The 15723-nt window shown below is 68.6% G+C and carries 12 protein-coding genes and 1 tRNA gene; 3 read left to right on the top strand and 10 right to left on the bottom strand.

Going from position 1 to position 15723, the window contains the following annotated elements; all coding sequences use genetic code 11:
- Window positions 1–313 precede the first annotated feature (313 nt).
- On the top strand, window positions 314–2086 hold the full coding sequence (locus VSR71_RS26015) for a carbohydrate porin (protein ID WP_428979463.1): 1773 nt from the start codon (window positions 314–316) through the stop codon (window positions 2084–2086).
- Here VSR71_RS26015 and VSR71_RS26010 read toward each other — a convergent pair.
- Complete coding sequence (locus tag VSR71_RS26010; RefSeq protein ID WP_342916658.1) at window positions 2070–2837, bottom strand: MIP/aquaporin family protein; 768 nt, start codon at window positions 2835–2837, stop codon at window positions 2070–2072. The genes VSR71_RS26015 and VSR71_RS26010 overlap by 17 nt on opposite strands.
- 372 nt (window positions 2838–3209) lie before the next feature.
- On the opposite strand from VSR71_RS26010, the gene VSR71_RS26005 reads away from it, so the two are divergent.
- Window positions 3210–4991: a diguanylate cyclase gene (locus VSR71_RS26005; protein WP_342916657.1), complete on the top strand. Its 1782-nt coding sequence runs from the start codon at window positions 3210–3212 to the stop codon at window positions 4989–4991.
- Between the two features lie 31 nt (window positions 4992–5022).
- Here VSR71_RS26005 and VSR71_RS26000 read toward each other — a convergent pair whose 3' ends face one another.
- From VSR71_RS26000 to def, 9 genes are all read right to left on the bottom strand, one after another.
- On the bottom strand, window positions 5023–5490 hold the full coding sequence (locus tag VSR71_RS26000) for a hypothetical protein (protein WP_342916656.1): 468 nt from the start codon (window positions 5488–5490) through the stop codon (window positions 5023–5025).
- 288 nt (window positions 5491–5778) lie between these two features.
- Window positions 5779–5854: transfer RNA gene (locus tag VSR71_RS25995), tRNA-Phe, on the bottom strand.
- Window positions 5855–5914: 60 nt separating this feature from the next.
- A complete protein-coding gene (locus VSR71_RS25990; protein ID WP_342916655.1) occupies window positions 5915–6625 on the bottom strand; it encodes a response regulator in 711 nt (236 codons plus the stop codon).
- 54 nt (window positions 6626–6679) lie between these two features.
- Window positions 6680–9115, bottom strand: a complete 2436-nt coding sequence (locus VSR71_RS25985) for a PAS domain-containing sensor histidine kinase (protein ID WP_342916654.1) — start codon at window positions 9113–9115, stop codon at window positions 6680–6682.
- Complete coding sequence (locus VSR71_RS25980) at window positions 9112–10032, bottom strand: DUF4390 domain-containing protein (RefSeq protein ID WP_342916653.1); 921 nt, start codon at window positions 10030–10032, stop codon at window positions 9112–9114. The genes VSR71_RS25985 and VSR71_RS25980 overlap by 4 nt, the downstream gene beginning before the upstream one ends.
- Before the next feature lie 9 nt (window positions 10033–10041).
- Window positions 10042–11457 (bottom strand): 16S rRNA (cytosine(967)-C(5))-methyltransferase RsmB, encoded by a 1416-nt coding sequence (rsmB, locus tag VSR71_RS25975; protein ID WP_342916652.1) that lies wholly within the window; start codon window positions 11455–11457, stop codon window positions 10042–10044.
- Between the two features lie 181 nt (window positions 11458–11638).
- Window positions 11639–12499: a zinc metalloprotease HtpX gene (gene htpX / locus VSR71_RS25970; protein WP_342916679.1), complete on the bottom strand. Its 861-nt coding sequence runs from the start codon at window positions 12497–12499 to the stop codon at window positions 11639–11641.
- A gap of 183 nt (window positions 12500–12682) precedes the next feature.
- On the bottom strand, window positions 12683–13696 hold the full coding sequence (gene fmt, locus VSR71_RS25965; RefSeq protein ID WP_342916651.1) for a methionyl-tRNA formyltransferase: 1014 nt from the start codon (window positions 13694–13696) through the stop codon (window positions 12683–12685).
- Between the two features lie 178 nt (window positions 13697–13874).
- Entirely contained in the window at window positions 13875–14381 is a 507-nt protein-coding gene (gene def, locus VSR71_RS25960; RefSeq protein WP_342916650.1) for a peptide deformylase, read from the bottom strand.
- Between the two features lie 161 nt (window positions 14382–14542).
- On the opposite strand from def, the gene VSR71_RS25955 reads away from it, so the two are divergent.
- The gene (locus VSR71_RS25955; RefSeq protein WP_342916649.1) at window positions 14543–15712 is read left to right on the top strand and encodes a LysM peptidoglycan-binding domain-containing protein; all 1170 of its coding nucleotides are present in this window, start codon (window positions 14543–14545) and stop codon (window positions 15710–15712) included.
- Window positions 15713–15723 lie beyond the last annotated feature (11 nt).

The raw sequence follows: 15723 nt of genomic DNA, 5'->3' as shown, positions 1-15723 counted from the left end.
CCCGAAAGACAAGCTTGCCGATTATAGCGGCGGCCCTTTCGGCACGGAGCATCGCGCCAATGCGGGTTTTCGCTAGTCGATTGCGACAGGCAACGTGTGATTTTCGCATTGTGAGACGGGCAACACTGTGATGGATTTTGTAACCCGGCTTGCGGTCAAATGGACCGGCTGATAAAAAACAGTCCCCGCCTTCGGCGGGTTTTGTTTGCTCCAGCCGAGGGACCAGCCCGCTGGAATCGTCGTTGCCTTGTTGTCTGCCGTGCTGTCCGTCTTGCTGACCTCCTCCTGCCGGCTTGCCGCCGAACCGCCCTGCCTGCGCGCTGTCGCCGGGCAGGGCCGCGTGCCCGTGCGCCGCCTCGGCTTTGCCGTGCTGGCAGCCTGGGGCCTGGCGGCGTGCGCGCAGACGGTCGCGCCATTGGCTGTCGCCCCCGGCGACGGCACGCAGCCGCCGCGCATTGCACAGCGGCCGGCAGTGCCGCCGGTGGTGCTGGCCTCGCCTGCCGCGCCTGTCGAGCAGGGCGCCGCGAACGCCGCACCGGCAGCCACCGCAGCACAGGACGACCCGCTGGCGGCGCTGATCGCTGGCGATCCGTCTCCGGTACCCAGCGTGACCGTCCCCGCTGTAGCCCCTGCAGCACCTGCAGCACCTGCAGCGCCTGCAGCGGCGGCTGGGACCTCACCTGCCGCGCCGTCCGAAGGCAGCGCCCCCGCGGCCATTGCCCCTACCGGCGCTACGGATCCCGCTTTCGCAGGACCGCCGGAGCCGCCGGCACCGCCGCCGCTCGTGCTGTTCCCGCCGCGTCTGGGTGAGTTCCAGGCAGATCCGCCTGCCGCGCGCCCGGCCCGAGCCGAGACTTCCGCGGAGGCCGCTGGCGATGCCGCCACCACGGCGCAAGCGTCTGCCGAGGCGCCTTCGGAAGCGCCGCCTGTGCTGCGCTCGCAACTTCCCGCCGACGATCCCGCTGGCGACTCGGTGTGGCGCCTGGGCTACAGCGGCCGCGCCGCCGTCGAAGACCGCCCCGCGACCATGCGCGCCTGCCCCGGCGGCGCGCTGTCGACCGGCATCGGCAGCGGTCTGGCCTGCCGCAGCACCGGCGAAGTGAAAATCCGCGAGTCGGTGCTCGACCTCGATGGCGGTGCGCAGGTGATGCTGATCGCCCAGGCTCGCGGAACCGACGCCACCACCGTCAACGGCCGCCCCGCCGCGATCGATCCCTACGCGCTGGTGCCGCAGTTCTATACCGCCGTCAGCGGCCTGGCTGTGCTGGACGGCGCCACCATGTGGGCCGGCCGGCGCGACAATGCCCCGTTCCTGATGTCGTCCGGCCTGCTGCCGCCCAATTCCACGGCAATGCGCTTCGGCGTCGACAACGCCAGGGTGATCGGCGACATCGGCCTGAGCTACCAGTACACCGCGCGCGCGGACCAGAACGGCCAGAACCTGCCGAGCTACCACTCGCTGCGCACCGCGCCCATCCCGACCAACGACAAGGGCTCTGTGCAGCTGGGCTTCACCCGCGTCGAAGCCCAGCCGATGCTGGACGACACCGGCGGCGCATGGTGGGCCTCGGCCCTGCACGAGCAGAAAGGCGTGCTGTACGGCACCAATCGGCTGGGCATGCAGTTCGGCTCAGGCTCGCGCAACGCCATGACCGGCTACACCGGCATGGGGCCGTCGCTGTCGCGCATGCGCGTGGCCGAATCGATCGAATGGAAGGGCCGCTCGGGGCTGGGCGGCGCGGTGGAACAGAGCCTGCAGTTCGATCGGTCGCCGGTCGGCACGCTGCAGTGGACCACCACGCGGGTACGCCCCGCCTATGTGGCGAGCGACCAGTTCCGCCTGAACTTCGAGGTGTCGCACGACCAGATTTCGTCGGGCTTCGGCGTCAGCGGCCAGCGCACCGCGCTGACGGTGGCGCCCACGCTGACGCTGGGCAAGTCGGCCGGCAACGCCAACCTGCGCGCGTTCTACACCTACAGCCGCGCCAGCGACGTGGACGGCATCGGCTATACCGCGCCCGCCGATGCGTGGGCCTCGCAGGCCAGTGGTTCGATCTTCGGCGTGCAGCTCAATCGGCGCTGGTAGCGCCAGCCTGCCAGCCGCGCCGCGTGGAAGCGATGGTGGTTGCGCTGTCGGCCCTGGCCGGGTTTGATACAGGCGCCACGCCCTCGGCAGGTGCCGGCTTGCGGCACAGCCAGTGGAACAGCAGCGTCGCCGTCAGGCCGCCGCCGAGCTGCGCCAGCACGAAGCCCGGCACATCGACCGGCCGGATCCCGGTGAAGGTATCGGTCAGCGCGCAGGCAAGGGTCAGCGCCGGATTCGCGAACGACGTCGATGACGTGAACCAGTAGCCGGCCGTGATATAGCCCGCCACCACGAATGGCACCAGCTGCGGCCGGCTGCGCAGCGTGCCGATGCCCACGCCGACCAGCCCGAAGGTCGCCACGCATTCGCTCCACCACATCGACGCACCGGTACGCGCCTGGCCCGACCACGCGAGCGCCGGTTCGCCGAACATCGCATGCGCGGCCAGCACGCCGCACACGGCGCCCGCTAGTTGCACCGCCACGTAGCGCAGCGCATCGCGCGGCGACAGCGTGCCCTGCACCAGCGCGGACAGGCTCACCACGGGGTTGAAGTGCCCGCCAGACACCGGCCCCAGCGAGACCAGCAGCGCCACCAGCCCGGCGCCGGTGGCCAGCGAATTGGCCAGCAGCGCCAGCGCGGTATCGCCGGCGGCAAGGCGCTCGGCACGGATGCCCGAGCCGATCACGATCGCCACCAGCAGCGCGGTGCCCAGCCCTTCGGCCACGAGGCGGCGGGCGGGCGTACTCATCGCTGCGCTCCGATGCCGACGCAGTGGCCGGCAGGCAAGCGCGGGGTGGCGGCCATTGGTGCGGGACGGACGGGGAAAATTTGCAGCGGCAAGGTCGGCAACGTCGCCTGAGACGACGCCTCATACGGTGGCATTCGGCGGGGATTTCCGTGCGCGATGCGAGGTCCCGCGCGGACGCGACAGTGTTCCGCCGGCGCCCCGGAGCGTCAATGCGCGGCGGCTTTGTTGTGTGTTGACGCCGGGTATCGAATCGACACCGCGGACTGGCTCTCGTCTACACTAAGCCAGTCTGCACGGCCCGCACATCGATATCGCCCGCCTGCGCCGGCAGGCCAGGCCCGAACCGTGACCGCACCGACAGGAGCCCGCCCCATGTGGCGACGTTTGCTGCCGCAGCCGCGCTGGCTGCCCCGCCTTGCCGTCATGCGCCCGCAGCGGGTCGTGCTGGCTTGCTTCGGCGCGGTGTTCCTGATCACGCTGGTGGTCGCCGCGCGCGAGCTGTACCTGGTGCGCGAGCGCGTCATCGGCGAGCGCCAGCATGCGCTGGTGCTGCGCGCGCTGGGCGTCGACGCGATCCTGTCCGCCGAACGCCGCCGCCTGTTTTTTCTGCGCGACTTCTCCGAGCACCTGTTCGCGCTGTACGCCAATGTCGGCACGGCCGATGAAGCTATCGAGCGCGCCTATGCCGCGCGCAACGACGAGGTCTGGCAGTTGCCGCTGCCGCGTGGCGATGCGCCACTGATCGGCGTCAGTCCCCACAGCCTTGCCGGCCTGCAGGGCTTTGCCCGCCGCGATGCCGACCTGAAGGCCGACCTGATGGTCGGCCGCACGCTGAGCCAGCTGCTCGGGCTGGGGCTGCGCGGCGACCTGATCCAGGGCAATGCACTGTTTATCTCGGCCAATGGCTTCTTCGCCATCTATCCGCCGCAGGATCCTGCCAAGGCTGTCCGGCTGATGCAGCGATTCGACAGCATGGACTACTACCGCGGCCACATGCCGGCGCAGAATCCGGCCCGCACGATCCATTGGGCGCCGCTCTATACCGAGTTCGAGGGCGCGCGCGTGCTGACCACGATCAGCATCCCGGTCTATGCCGGCAGCCAGTTCCGCGGCGTGATCGCCGTCGACGTCGCGCAGCAGCGCCTGCACGAGCTGCTGGGTGCCGCCAGCGTGCCGGGCACGGTGCACTACATGGTCAATGTGCACGGCGACGTGGTGTCGTCATCCGGCAGCGGATTCGCCAGCCTGCAGAAGTGGCCCCAAGCCGTACCGGGAGACTGGTCCGGACATGGCGTGTCGGAACTGTTCGCACGGGGCACCGGCATGCTCAGCCACAACGGCGACCTGCTGTTCTTCCAGCGCGCGGGGCAAAGCCCGTGGCTGGTGGTCGACGTGCTGCCGCTGTCTGCGCTGGCAGCGGCGATGTTCAGGCGATTGAGCGGACCCCTGCTGATCGTCTGGCTGTTGTTGCCGCTGCTGCTGTGGGTCACGATGCGCGTGGTCACGCAACTGTTCGATCACTACCTCGCGCTGGGCGAGAAGCTGCAGGAATTGGCGCAGCAGGATCCCCTTACGGGCCTGGCAAACCGCAGGCATTTCCGCGCCAGCTTCGGGCGCGAGGCCAGGCGCCAGCAACGCGGCGGTACCGCACTGTCGCTGCTGATGATCGATATCGATTTCTTCAAGAAGGTCAACGACCGCTGGGGCCACGCCAGCGGCGACCGCGTGCTGGGCGCGCTGGCGCAGGCCCTGCGCGGCACGCTGCGCGTGTTCGACCTGCCCGCGCGCCTTGGCGGCGAAGAGTTCGCCGTGATGTTGCCGCAGACCGGCCTGGCCGATGCGGTGCGGATCGCGGAGCGGCTGCGCGAGGCGATCGCCGGCTGCGCGGTGGCGGCCGAGCCGGAAGCCGAGCCCGAGTCCGATCCCGCGCTCCATCCCGGAGACGCGGGAGCCGCGGGCCCCGAGCGCGTGATCCGCTTCACCATCTCGATCGGCGTGGCCGAATCGCCGGCCGACGCTCCGCTCGCGCTGGACGCGCTGCTCGCCATTGCCGACCGGCGCCTCTACGATGCCAAGACGCACGGGCGCAACCGCGTCGTCTGCGACGACGGGCTGCATGCGGGCGAAGCGGATTTATCGGAGCGGTCGACCTGAGTTCGTACCTGAGTTCGCACCTGAGTTCGCATCAGCGCAACAGGAACGCGATATCGTCGACGCCGATCTGCGACACCGGGATACCCTTGCGGCGCTGGAACAGGATGTGCTGCTGCACGCGGCTGCGCTGCTCGGCGAAGACCGCCGGATCGATCGGCGAACCCAGGCGCATGTAGTGCTGCACCAGCAGCTTGTAGGCGCGATGGCGCACCTGCATGGCCTCGGCCTCGGCACGCAGCCGCCGCATCTCGGCCGGACTGCGGTCCACCGCCTGGTGCAGTTCATCGACGGTGCGGGCATGGAGTTCGCGATAGACGTCGCGTTCCGCCTCGGCCTGGTGCAAGGCGTCGCGCAACTCGCGGATCTTGCGCTGCAGTTTCAGCGTCTGCGTCACCGCCTGCTGCACCTTGCCGGCCGCGCCCAGCGCCTGGCTCGCCGCGGCTGCCATGGTGCTCTTCCACAGGCCACGCTCGCCTGCCGCCCCTATCAACGTATCCATCTGACCCCCGGTAGAAAGGACTCCCCTGGGCCGGGTACCGCATTGTTCTGCAGCCGAGTGCGGTTTCGCCGGCGCGCGACGCGCTGCCAGGTGGCAGGGCGTCAGGCAATCCTAGAGATACCTATAACGGGTGCCAAGTAGAAGATATTTACTTCTGGATTCGGTGTTGCGTGGCTGGCAAAGAAAGTGGCCTTGATGTCAGCGGTCCGGACGAATGATCCAGACGAGCAAATCGACACGGCTTCCCAAAGCAAAAAGCCCGGCTGCAAGAGCCGGGCTTTCTTATTCTGGTGGCCTGGGACGGAATCGAACCGCCGACACAAGGATTTTCAATCCTCTGCTCTACCGACTGAGCTACCGGGCCAAAGAAGCAAAACTATAACGGTTGTTTTTGTCGCCGTCAAGCGACATCTGCATCACTGGTTCACTGCTCGGCCGGTTCAGGCTTGTTGCGGCCCAGTTCGACGCCGAGCTGCTTGAGCTTGCGGTACAGGTGGGTACGCTCCAGCCCTGTCTTCTCGGCCACGCGGGTCATGCTGCCGTGTTCACGCAGCAGGTGGTACTCGAAATAGGCGCGCTCGAACAGGTCACGCGCTTCGCGCAGCGGCATGTCGAACGAAAACTGCATCTCGGCCTCGGGCACGCGCGCGGGGCTGCCGTTGGCGGCGGTCTCGGCCGCGGCTTCCGGTGCAGCGGTGGTGCTGGCGGACTCGGCCGAAGGGACGCTTGCCGGCGCGGCGGCGGTGGCGGGAGCGCTGCGCGGGCGTTCGATGCCGCGTGCCAGGCCCTGCTCTACCGCGGACAGCAGCTTCTGCAGTGCGATCGGCTTTTCCAGGAAATTCAGTGCGCCGATCTTGGTGGCCTCGACCGCGGTGTCGATGGTGGCATGGCCCGACATCATGATGACGGGCATGGTCAACTGGCCCTGCGCGGACCATTCCTTGAGCAGGCTGACGCCATCGGTATCGGGCATCCAGATATCGAGCAGCACGAGATCAGGCGTGCCGGCCGCGCGGTATTCGCGCGCCTGCTGCGCGTTTTCCGCGAGTTCGACCACGTGGCCTTCGTCGCTGAGGATCTCCGAGAGCAGCTCCCGGATTCCCATTTCGTCATCGACTACGAGGATGGTTGCCATACTTCCCCTCTTAACCCCACCGCAGCGTTCCGGGACCGGAGCGCCAAAAGTTGACTATGCCAGTTTAACGAACAGGATCGAGATCTGTGCACCGACGACCTCCGCACCTTCCATGCGATTGCGCAGCTCGATGCGCGCACCGTGTTCGTCAATGATCTTCTTTACCATTGCAAGCCCGAGACCCGTGCCCTTGGCTTTGGTGGTCACATAGGGCTCGAACGCACGGCTAAGGATCCGTGGTGCAAAGCCGGGACCATTGTCCGCAATGGTGAGCTTGACGGCCTGCCGGTTTTCGCCGGCAGAATCTTTGTATTCTACAGTCTCGGTGTTCAGAGTGATATGGGGCGCCGCCCTACCCGCCGCGACGTTCTCGGCGGCCGCATCCTGCGCGTTTTGCAGCAGGTTGTGGATGACCTGCCGCAGTTGCGTAGGATCGCCCTTGATCTCGGGCAGCGCAATGCCCAGCGCCGGATGGATCACCGGATGCTCGTGCAACGCGGGATCGTCGATGCCATACAGATGCAGCACCTCTGACACCAGGCTGTTGAGCTGCAGCGGGTGCAGCACCGCGGGCGGCGTGCGCGCGTAGTCGCGGAAATCGTCGACCATGCGCTTCATCGCCGCCACCTGGTTGACGATGGTGGCCGCGCCGCGCTTGAGCACATCGACGTCGGTGCCTGCCAGCTTGGGCGAGAGCTTCATCTGCAGCCGCTCGGCCGACAGCTGGATCGGCGTCAGCGGGTTCTTGATCTCGTGCGCGAGTCGCCGGGCCACTTCGCCCCAGGCCACCGAGCGTTGAGCGGAAATCACATCGGAAATATCGTCGAAGACGATGACGTAGCCGGGCTCGTCGCGCTCGCCGCCGGGCAGCCGCGCGCCGCGCACCAACAGCGTCAGCGGCTGTTCGTCCATGCCGCCGTGGCCCTGCGGCAGCTCGATCTGCTTCTGCCAATGCTCGGCGCCGCCCAGCACCTCGCTGGTGTTCTGGTCCGAGAACGCCTGGCGCACGATCTCGCCGAACGGGCCCATCCCCGGGATCTGTTCCACCGGCAGTCCCAGCACGGCGCCGAACGGCTGGCGGAAGATGCGCTCGGCGCCTGGGTTGGCGGTGATCAGCACGAAGCGCCGGTCGAAAACCAGCACGCCCGCGGTCAGGTTTTGCAGCACGCTTTCGAGGTAGGCCTTGGACTGCTCCAGCGCCGTGCGGTTTTCTTCGACCGCCAGGCGCGCCTCGGCCAGCTGCCGCGTCATCTGGTTGAACTGCTGCGTCAGCATGCCAAGCTCATCGCGGCTCTTCAGTTCGCGCTTGGGCGAGAGGTCGCCCTCGGCCACTTCCTTGGTCCCCTGCAGCAGCATCAGCAGCGGCCGCGCCAGCTGGCCGCCGAGCAGCAGGGCCAGCATCACCGCGATAAAGACCGCGAGGAACAGCGTCAGGGTCAGCGTCCCGATATACATCTTGCGCAGGCCGGTGCGGCCAAGCGCTTTCTCCTGGTATTCCTGGTAGGCGCGCTGCACTTCGTCGGCATTGCGCGCCAGCACGGCCGGCACCGGGTGCAGCACCTGCAGGTAGCGCTCCTCGCGCACGGTCTCCCCGACCAGGCCGAAGCCGCTCGACGGCGACTCTTCGGGACGGCGTTCCACCGACAGGCCCGACCCGGCCCAGCGCGAGCGCGGTGTCGCGCGCGGCGTGCTCGCGGCCACCTGCTCCTGCGCGGTGGTCGGCGCCGCGCCCAGCGGGATGATCACGCGCAGCCGGTACAGGGGGTTGCCGTCGGCGCGCTCGGCGCTCTGGCCGTCCTGTGCCGGATCGGTGCCGCCTTCGACCGCGGCGTAGCCGCCCGCCAGCCGCGCCTGCTCGGCCAGCACGCCCGAAGGCAGGTCGGGCACCAGCGCAGCGTAGTTGCTCGATGCGGTCGCCAGCACGCGGCCGCTGCCGGTGAAGATTGCCGCCTCCTGCACGCCATACTGCTCGCGCAGCCGGCTCAGCTGCAGCGACGTGGACACGCCCGATGAACCGGCGAGTTGCTCGGCCATCAGCCGCGCCTTGCCCTGCAGGTCGGCCAGCGCGCTGTCGATGGTGGAGCGGCCCAGGTTGAGGCCGGCTTCGAGCGCGGTTTCCACGCGCACGTCGAACCAGGACTCGATGCTGCGCGAAACGAACTGCAGCGACACCAGGTAGATCAGCACGCCCGGCAGCACGCCCACCACGCCGAAGAACACCGCGAGCTTGGTCATCAGCCGCGTGCCGAACTTGCCGCGGCGGTAGCGCAGCCACAGCGTCACCGCGAGTGCGCCGATGGTCAGCACCAGCAGCGCGCCGATCACCAGGTTCACCTTGAACAGCAGCGTGAAATAGCGATCGAAGAATTCGGTATTGGCCGACGCCCCGGCCAGCAGGCCGACCAGCACCAGTGCCAGGAACACGATGATGCCTGCCACGACGCGATACAGCACGCGCCGGAAACGGCTGTCCCACAGCGAAGTGTTCATGGCTGGCTCGAGGCGGACAGCGTCGGCTGCGCCAGCAGCGCGGGCGACAGCGCGGTCGATACCGCCTGCACGAACAGGGTGTTGCGCGGGTCCGCCGCAGCCGCAGGTGCGCCCGGCGCAGAGGCGGGCGCAGGCATGGGCATCGGCGCTGCAGGTGAAGCTGGCAGCGGCGGCGAGGCCGGCGGCGGCGCCGGAATCGCGGGCACGGGCACCGGCGTGGGCACCGCGTTCAGGTCCGTCGGCACGGTGTAGATAAAGCGCCGCCAGTCGGAAGCCAGGTTCCAGTCGCGCGTATTGACCGCATTGATCTGGAACGGCTTGGGCAGTTGCGACAGGTCCAGCCGCATGCGCACCTGCGCGTGATAGCTCTCGCCGGGCTTGACCGCGTTGCGCTCGAACACGCGCCAGCCGCGTACCCGCTGGACAAACTGCAGCGCGTTCTTCAGCCGCGAGAACGGCAACTGCAGGCCGCCGGTGGAAATGCGGTATTGCCGCGTCAGCGGCTGGTAGGACAAGCGCACGCTGCGGCTGGTGTTGACCGGCTTGTCGTCGAACCAGTACCAGCGCGGCCGCGTCAGCTCGAAATCGACCACGAAATAAAGCGAAATGCCCTTGTGCAGGGCGTCTTCCAGCGCGGGCGTCAGGTCGAACTCGAAGCTCGCGGCCAGATCGAAGCCGCCGTCCTGGTATTCGATGCGGGCCTCGGTGGCCTCGATCGCCTGCGCATTGGCGGCGGGCGGCAGCCACAGCAGCAGCGCCAGCGCGAGCATCAGCACCAGCCGCATGCACGCCGGCAGGTGCGACCGCGGGTGCGGTTGCGTTTGCGATTGCGTTTGCAGTTGCGTCCGCAGTTGCGTCATTCCCGTGGGGAAATCCACGGTAACGCGGCAGTCTGACGGGCGCGGCGTGCTCAGCATCGGATCAGATCAGGCGCGTTTCTGGAAGCGGGCGTAGAAGAAGCCATCGTGATCCGATGGCAGGCTGGCGTGGCCGGGGTCCTTTTCACCTTGTTCGCCGGCCGAGGGTGCTGTCGTACGGGTGCCGGGCAGCAACTGCCCCGGCGCCTGCAATCGTATCGCATCTGCCAGTTGTGCACCAAACCAGCGCGCCTGCTCCTCGCCTTCCGTTGGGAAAATAGAACACGTGACGTAGACCAGGATGCCGCCCGGCTTGAGCAGCGGCCACAGCTGCGACACGATGCGGCGCTGCTCGGTGATCAGCTTGGCGATATCGGTTTCACGGCGCAGCCAGCGGATATCGGGATGGCGCCGCACGATGCCCGAGGCCGAGCACGGCACGTCGGCCAGGATGCGGTCGAAGGGCTGGCCGTCCCACCAGTCGGCGGGACGGCTGGCATCGCCCACCACGATGCGGGCCTGCTTGCCGAGTCGCGCGAGGTTCTCGTTGATGCGCGTGGCGCGCTGCGGGTCGCTTTCCACCGCGGTCACGTCGATGTCGGCAAGCTCCAGCAGGTGGCCAGTCTTGCCGCCGGGCGCGGCGCAGGCATCGAGCACGCGCATGCCGTCGGCCACCTCGAGCAGCGGAGCGGCCAGTTGCGCGCCGGCGTCCTGCACCGACACCACGCCTTCGGCGAAGCCCGGCAATTGCGTCACCGGCACCGCGCGCACCAGGCGCACGGCCTGCGGGCCGACCACGGTGCCGGCGAGGCCGGCATTGGCGAGGTCGGTCTGGTATTGCTTCACGCTGACCCGCGCGGTGTTGACGCGCAGCGTCATCGGCGGGCGCACGTTGACGCTCGCGGCGAGATCGGTCCACTGCTCCGGGTACGCCTCGCGCAGCATGCGCAGCCACCACGGCGGCAGGTTCCAGCGCGCCTGCTCGTCGCGGTTGACATCGGCCAGCAGCGCCTTGCGCTCGCGCAGGAAACGGCGCAGCACCGCGTTGACCAGGCCGCGCGCGTGCGCGGTCTTGGGTTCCGACGCGGCAGCGCTGACCGCCTGGTCGACCACCGTGAAGCTGCTGTAGCCCGCGCGGCCGGGCGCGCCCGGTGCCGAGTCCTGGCTGTCCTTGTCCTGCCGCTGGCCCGGTGCCTGCTCGAGCAGCAGCGCCAGCGCCACCGCCAGCAGCGAGTCCACCTGCGCGCCGGGCGGGCGCGTGACCAGCCTGGTCACCAGCGCACGCGCGGTGCCGAACTGGCGCATGGTGCGGTAAGCGATGTCCTGCAGCGCGCCGCGCGTGGCGGCGTCGCGCACGCGGTCCAGGCGCAGCTGCGCGGCGGCGTCCTCGATCGCCTGCGGCAAGGCGGTGCCTTCGCTGACGGCGCGTACTGCGGCGGCGGCGCCAAGCATCTGGAAGGCAAGCGAATCGGGAGGCAGGCGCATATCGGTCAGGCAGCGGGTGAGGCGGCAGGTAAGTCGTGAATCGGGTGGGCAGCCGGGCGAGGGCAAGAAAAATGCCCGCTGGTCCATGTTTAAACCAGCGGGCAGTTTACCTTGTGTGGGAGCCGCGCTCCGGAATTGCTGCCGCAACGGCTCCCTCGGTGCCCCGCGAACTCCCGCCCGGTCAGGCGGGATAGGTCCCGGTCTGCGCCATCTGCATCAGGCGCGAGATGCGCTCCTCGGTCGCAGGGTGGGTCGAGAACAGGTTGGCGATGGCGCCGCCGGAGAGCGGGTTCATGATCATCATCTGCGCCGTGGCCGGGTGCTCCTCGGCCGCCTGGAACGGGATGCCCTGCGCATAGCGGTGGATCTTGTCCAGCGCGCTGGCCAGCGCCTGCGGGTCGCCGCTGATCTCGGCGCCGCCGCGGTCGGCCTCGAACTCGCGCGCGCGCGAGATCGCCATCTGGATCAGCGAGGCCGCCAGCGGCGCCAGGATCGCCACCGCGATGCTGGCGATGGGATTGGTGCGGTTGCCGTTCTCGTCGCGGCCGCCGAAGAACATCGCCATGTTGGCCAGTGCGGAAATGGCACCGGCCATGGTTGCGGCGATGGTCGAGGTCAGGATGTCGCGATGGCGCACGTGCGCCAGCTCATGCGCCATCACGCCGCGCAGCTCGCGCTCGGACAGCACGCGCAGGATGCCGGTGGTCGCGGCCACCGCGGCGTGCTCCGGGTTGCGGCCGGTGGCGAAGGCGTTCGGCGCGTCTTCATTGATCAGGTAGACGCGCGGCATCGGCAGGTTGGCGCGCTGCGCCAGCTCCTGCACCATGCCGTAGAACTGCGGCGCGGTACTGGCGTCGACTTCCTGCGCGTTGTACATGCGTAGGACCATCTTGTCCGAGAACCAGTAGGAAAAGAAGTTCATGCCGAGCGCGAGCAGCAGCGCCATCATCATGCCGCTGCGTCCGCCGATCATGCCGCCGATGACGATGAACAGCGCCGTGATGGCCGCCATCAGCATGAAGGTCTTGACCCAGTTGAACATTGCGGTGATCTCCATGTAGTGGACCGTGCCGGCCGCTGCAAGACTTTGCAAAACATGCCGGCGCGATGACCGTTAGATAGGGGCCAACACCAGAAAATTCAACTGCTTGCGCAGCGATGCTACCCAGCCGCCGCACCATGGCGCATGACGCACACGAAGCGGTTGCCGCGCTGATCTGACTGATTATGCCTGCGTCGCTCCATTGCCGGGGACCGCGCAGCGCGTGCCCGCTGGCAGCGGCATGGCCTGCAGGAACTGCTGCGCGGGCTGGCGGCGCCCGCCGGGCTTCTGCAACTCGGTAACCTGCAGGGCGCTGCCGTCGCCGCAGGCGATGATGATGCCGCCGGCATCGGCCGCCAGCACCGTGCCGGGCGCGTGCGGCAGGCTGCTGGCCGCGGCCAGCGGCAGTGCCTGCCAGCACTTGATGACGGTATCGCCGACCTGCACGGTGGCGCCGGGGAACGGGTTGAAGGCGCGTACCTGGCTGGCCAGCGCCGTGGCCGGGCGGCGCAGGTCCAGCGGCGCCTCGTCCTTGGCGATCTTCTCGGCGTAGGTGACGCCGGCTTCGGGCTGCTTCGTCGCCGTCAGCGCCCGGCCCGCCGCCAGTTCCTGCAGCGCGGCGACGGTCATGCGTGCGCCCAGCGCGGCCAGCTTGTCGTGCAGCGTGCCGGTGGTGTCGTCGGCGCCGATCGGCACGGCCTCGCGCGTGAGCATGTCGCCGGTGTCCAGGCCTTCGTCCATCTGCATCAGCGTGATGCCGGTCTCGGCATCGCCGGCCTCGATGGCGCGGTGGATCGGCGCCGCGCCGCGCCAGCGCGGCAGCAGCGAGCCGTGGATATTGAGGCAGCCCAGGCGCGGCAACTCCAGCACCTCGGCAGGCAGGATCAGGCCGTAGGCGGCGACCACCATCACGTCCGGGGCGAGCTCCGCCAGCGCGTCCACGGCCGCCGCGGCCTCTTCCGGATACTTGCCCTGCCGGCGCAGCGAACGGGGCTGAAGGACCGGGCCGAGCCCGTTGGCCACCGCGTACTGCTTGACCGGGCTTGCCTGCAGCTGCATGCCGCGGCCCGCGGGGCGGTCCGGCTGCGTCAGGACGGCCACCACGGGAAAGCCGGCGGTGTGGATGGCTTCAAGCGCGACGCGCGCGAACTCGGGCGTGCCGGCAAAGGCGACACGCAGGGGTTGGGCTTGGGACATGGCAGGTTCCGAGGTGAATACTGGCTGAAAGCGCGGGCTGAAAGCGCAACCGGCCGCTATCGCGGCCGGTACGTTTGTTCTTCGGAAGTCATAAAGATAACAGACCCCGCGCGCGTGTCGAGCGCAGGCGGCGGATTCCGCCGTGCTGTTACATCCTCGCGCGGACGCCGCGCGCGACTTACATGCGCGTGCGTTCGCGCTTCTGCAGCTTGCTCTTGATGCGGTTCAGCTTCAGCGGCGACAGGTACTCGACGAAGACCTTGCCGCGCAGGTGGTCGATCTCGTGCTGGATACATACGGCCATCAGGTCGTCGGCGTCCAGCTCGAAGGTCTCGCCCTTTTCGTTGAGCGCGCGCACGCGCACGCGGTCGGGGCGCTCGACGCGGTCATAGATCTCGGGCACCGACAGGCAGCCCTCTTCCCATACCTTGCGGTTGTCGCTGGCCCAGACGATTTCCGGATTGATGAAGACCTGGAGCTGGTCGCGCGTTTCGGAAACGTCGATCACCACCACCTGCTCATGGACGTTCACCTGGGTCGCGGCCAGGCCGATGCCCGGTGCTTCGTACATGGTCTCGGCCATGTCCTTCACCAGCTGGCGGATGCGGTCGTCCACGGCCGCGACAGGTTTCGCGACAGTGTGCAGTCGGGGATCGGGGTAGGTCAGGATGTCGAGTTTTGCCATGATGCTAGGGCGCAACGCCCGCTTGTGCGAGCGGCCCGGCCGCGTTGCGGCGTCGGGACTTTACATGCAGAATCGGGGCGCCAGTACAAAAAATCAAGGCGCGCCGAAGCAGGCACGCTCTCCAGGGTCAATCCGGCCGAACCACCGGCCGGTTCAGGAAAATGCGCGATCTTACCAAAGAACACCAGGCGGCGTCGGGCCGCAGGCTGCACGCGTTCACCCTCACATTGCTGAGTGCTGCCGGCATCACTGCCACGGCAAGCGTGCCTGTCCGGGCCGCTGACCTGGTGGTCACGGCGGCGCAGCAGGCCGAGGCCCAGCGGACCGCCCGCCAGGGTATCCCGATCGCCGATCTCGCCCCCAATGCGCCCTCGCAGTACACCGTGCGCAATGGCGATACGCTGTGGGGCATTTCGGGCCGATACCTGCGCCAGCCGTGGCGCTGGCCCGAGCTGTGGGGCATGAACCAGCAGCAGATCCGCAACCCGCACCTGATCTACCCCGGCCAGATCCTGTACCTGATCCAGCGCGACGGCCGCGCCTGGCTGTCGACCACCCCCGCCGGCAACGGCACCGTGCAGTTGTCGCCTCGCATGCGCGGCGGCGACGCGGACGGCGCCGCCATCCTCAGTATTTCCGCCAGCGATATCGAGCCGTTCCTGATCCGCCCGCTGGTGGTCGATGAAGGCACGCTCGCAACCTCGGCACGGATCGTCGCGGTGCCCGAATCGCGGGTGTACCTGGGCCGCGACGACAGCGCCTACGCGCGCGGCATTGCCGCCGATGCGCCGGCCGGCAGCGACTGGCAAGCCTATCGGCCGGTCACGCCGGTGCGCGATCCGGTCACCAACGCCGTACTGGGCTATGAGGCCGAATACGAAGGCAACGTCCGCCTGGCGCGCGGCGCGCAGGGGCCCGACGCGGTCTCTACGCTGCAGGTCACGCAGGCCCAGCAAGAGATGGGCGTGGGCACGCTGCTGATGCCGCAGCCGGCGCGCGAAGCGGTGCGCTATGTGCCGCGCGCGCCCGATGCCGAGGTCGACGGCCGCGTTGCCAAGGTCTATGGCGGCGTCGAATTCGGCGGTGCCAAGCAGGTGGTGGTGCTCAACGTCGGCAGCAAGGCCGGGCTCGAGCCCGGGCAAGTGCTGGCGCTGTCGCGCGCCGGTGAGACCGTGCACGACCGGACCGATCAGAACCGCAGCATCCGCCTGCCCGACGAGCGTTACGGACTCGCCTTTGTCTTCCGCGTGTTCCCCGGCGTGTCGTACGCGCTGGTGACCGACGCCTCCAACGTGATCGCGGTCGGCGACCGCGCCACCTCGCCGCGCTGAACCGGCCCTGG

Source organism: Cupriavidus oxalaticus (genome assembly GCF_038900635.1).
Lineage (GTDB): Bacteria > Pseudomonadota > Gammaproteobacteria > Burkholderiales > Burkholderiaceae > Cupriavidus > Cupriavidus oxalaticus_B.
The sequence above is the reverse complement of the archived record's forward strand: the minus strand, read 5'-3'. Positions and strand labels throughout refer to the sequence as shown.

What these genes read in the sequence shown, in the direction of transcription:
- VSR71_RS26005 (WP_342916657.1), top strand. Translation starts at nt 3,210, where the DNA reads ATGTGGCGACGTTTGCTGCCGCAGCCGCGCTGGCTGCCCCGCCTTGCC.
- htpX (WP_342916679.1), bottom strand. Translation starts at nt 12,499, where the DNA reads ATGTTCAACTGGGTCAAGACCTTCATGCTGATGGCGGCCATCACGGCG.
- rsmB (WP_342916652.1), bottom strand. Translation starts at nt 11,457, where the DNA reads ATGCGCCTGCCTCCCGATTCGCTTGCCTTCCAGATGCTTGGCGCCGCC.
- VSR71_RS26010 (WP_342916658.1), bottom strand. Translation starts at nt 2,837, where the DNA reads ATGAGTACGCCCGCCCGCCGCCTCGTGGCCGAAGGGCTGGGCACCGCG.
- fmt (WP_342916651.1), bottom strand. Translation starts at nt 13,696, where the DNA reads ATGTCCCAAGCCCAACCCCTGCGTGTCGCCTTTGCCGGCACGCCCGAG.
- VSR71_RS26000 (WP_342916656.1), bottom strand. Translation starts at nt 5,490, where the DNA reads ATGGATACGTTGATAGGGGCGGCAGGCGAGCGTGGCCTGTGGAAGAGC.
- VSR71_RS25990 (WP_342916655.1), bottom strand. Translation starts at nt 6,625, where the DNA reads ATGGCAACCATCCTCGTAGTCGATGACGAAATGGGAATCCGGGAGCTG.
- VSR71_RS25985 (WP_342916654.1), bottom strand. Translation starts at nt 9,115, where the DNA reads ATGAACACTTCGCTGTGGGACAGCCGTTTCCGGCGCGTGCTGTATCGC.
- def (WP_342916650.1), bottom strand. Translation starts at nt 14,381, where the DNA reads ATGGCAAAACTCGACATCCTGACCTACCCCGATCCCCGACTGCACACT.
- VSR71_RS25955 (WP_342916649.1), top strand. Translation starts at nt 14,543, where the DNA reads ATGCGCGATCTTACCAAAGAACACCAGGCGGCGTCGGGCCGCAGGCTG.
- VSR71_RS25980 (WP_342916653.1), bottom strand. Translation starts at nt 10,032, where the DNA reads ATGCTGAGCACGCCGCGCCCGTCAGACTGCCGCGTTACCGTGGATTTC.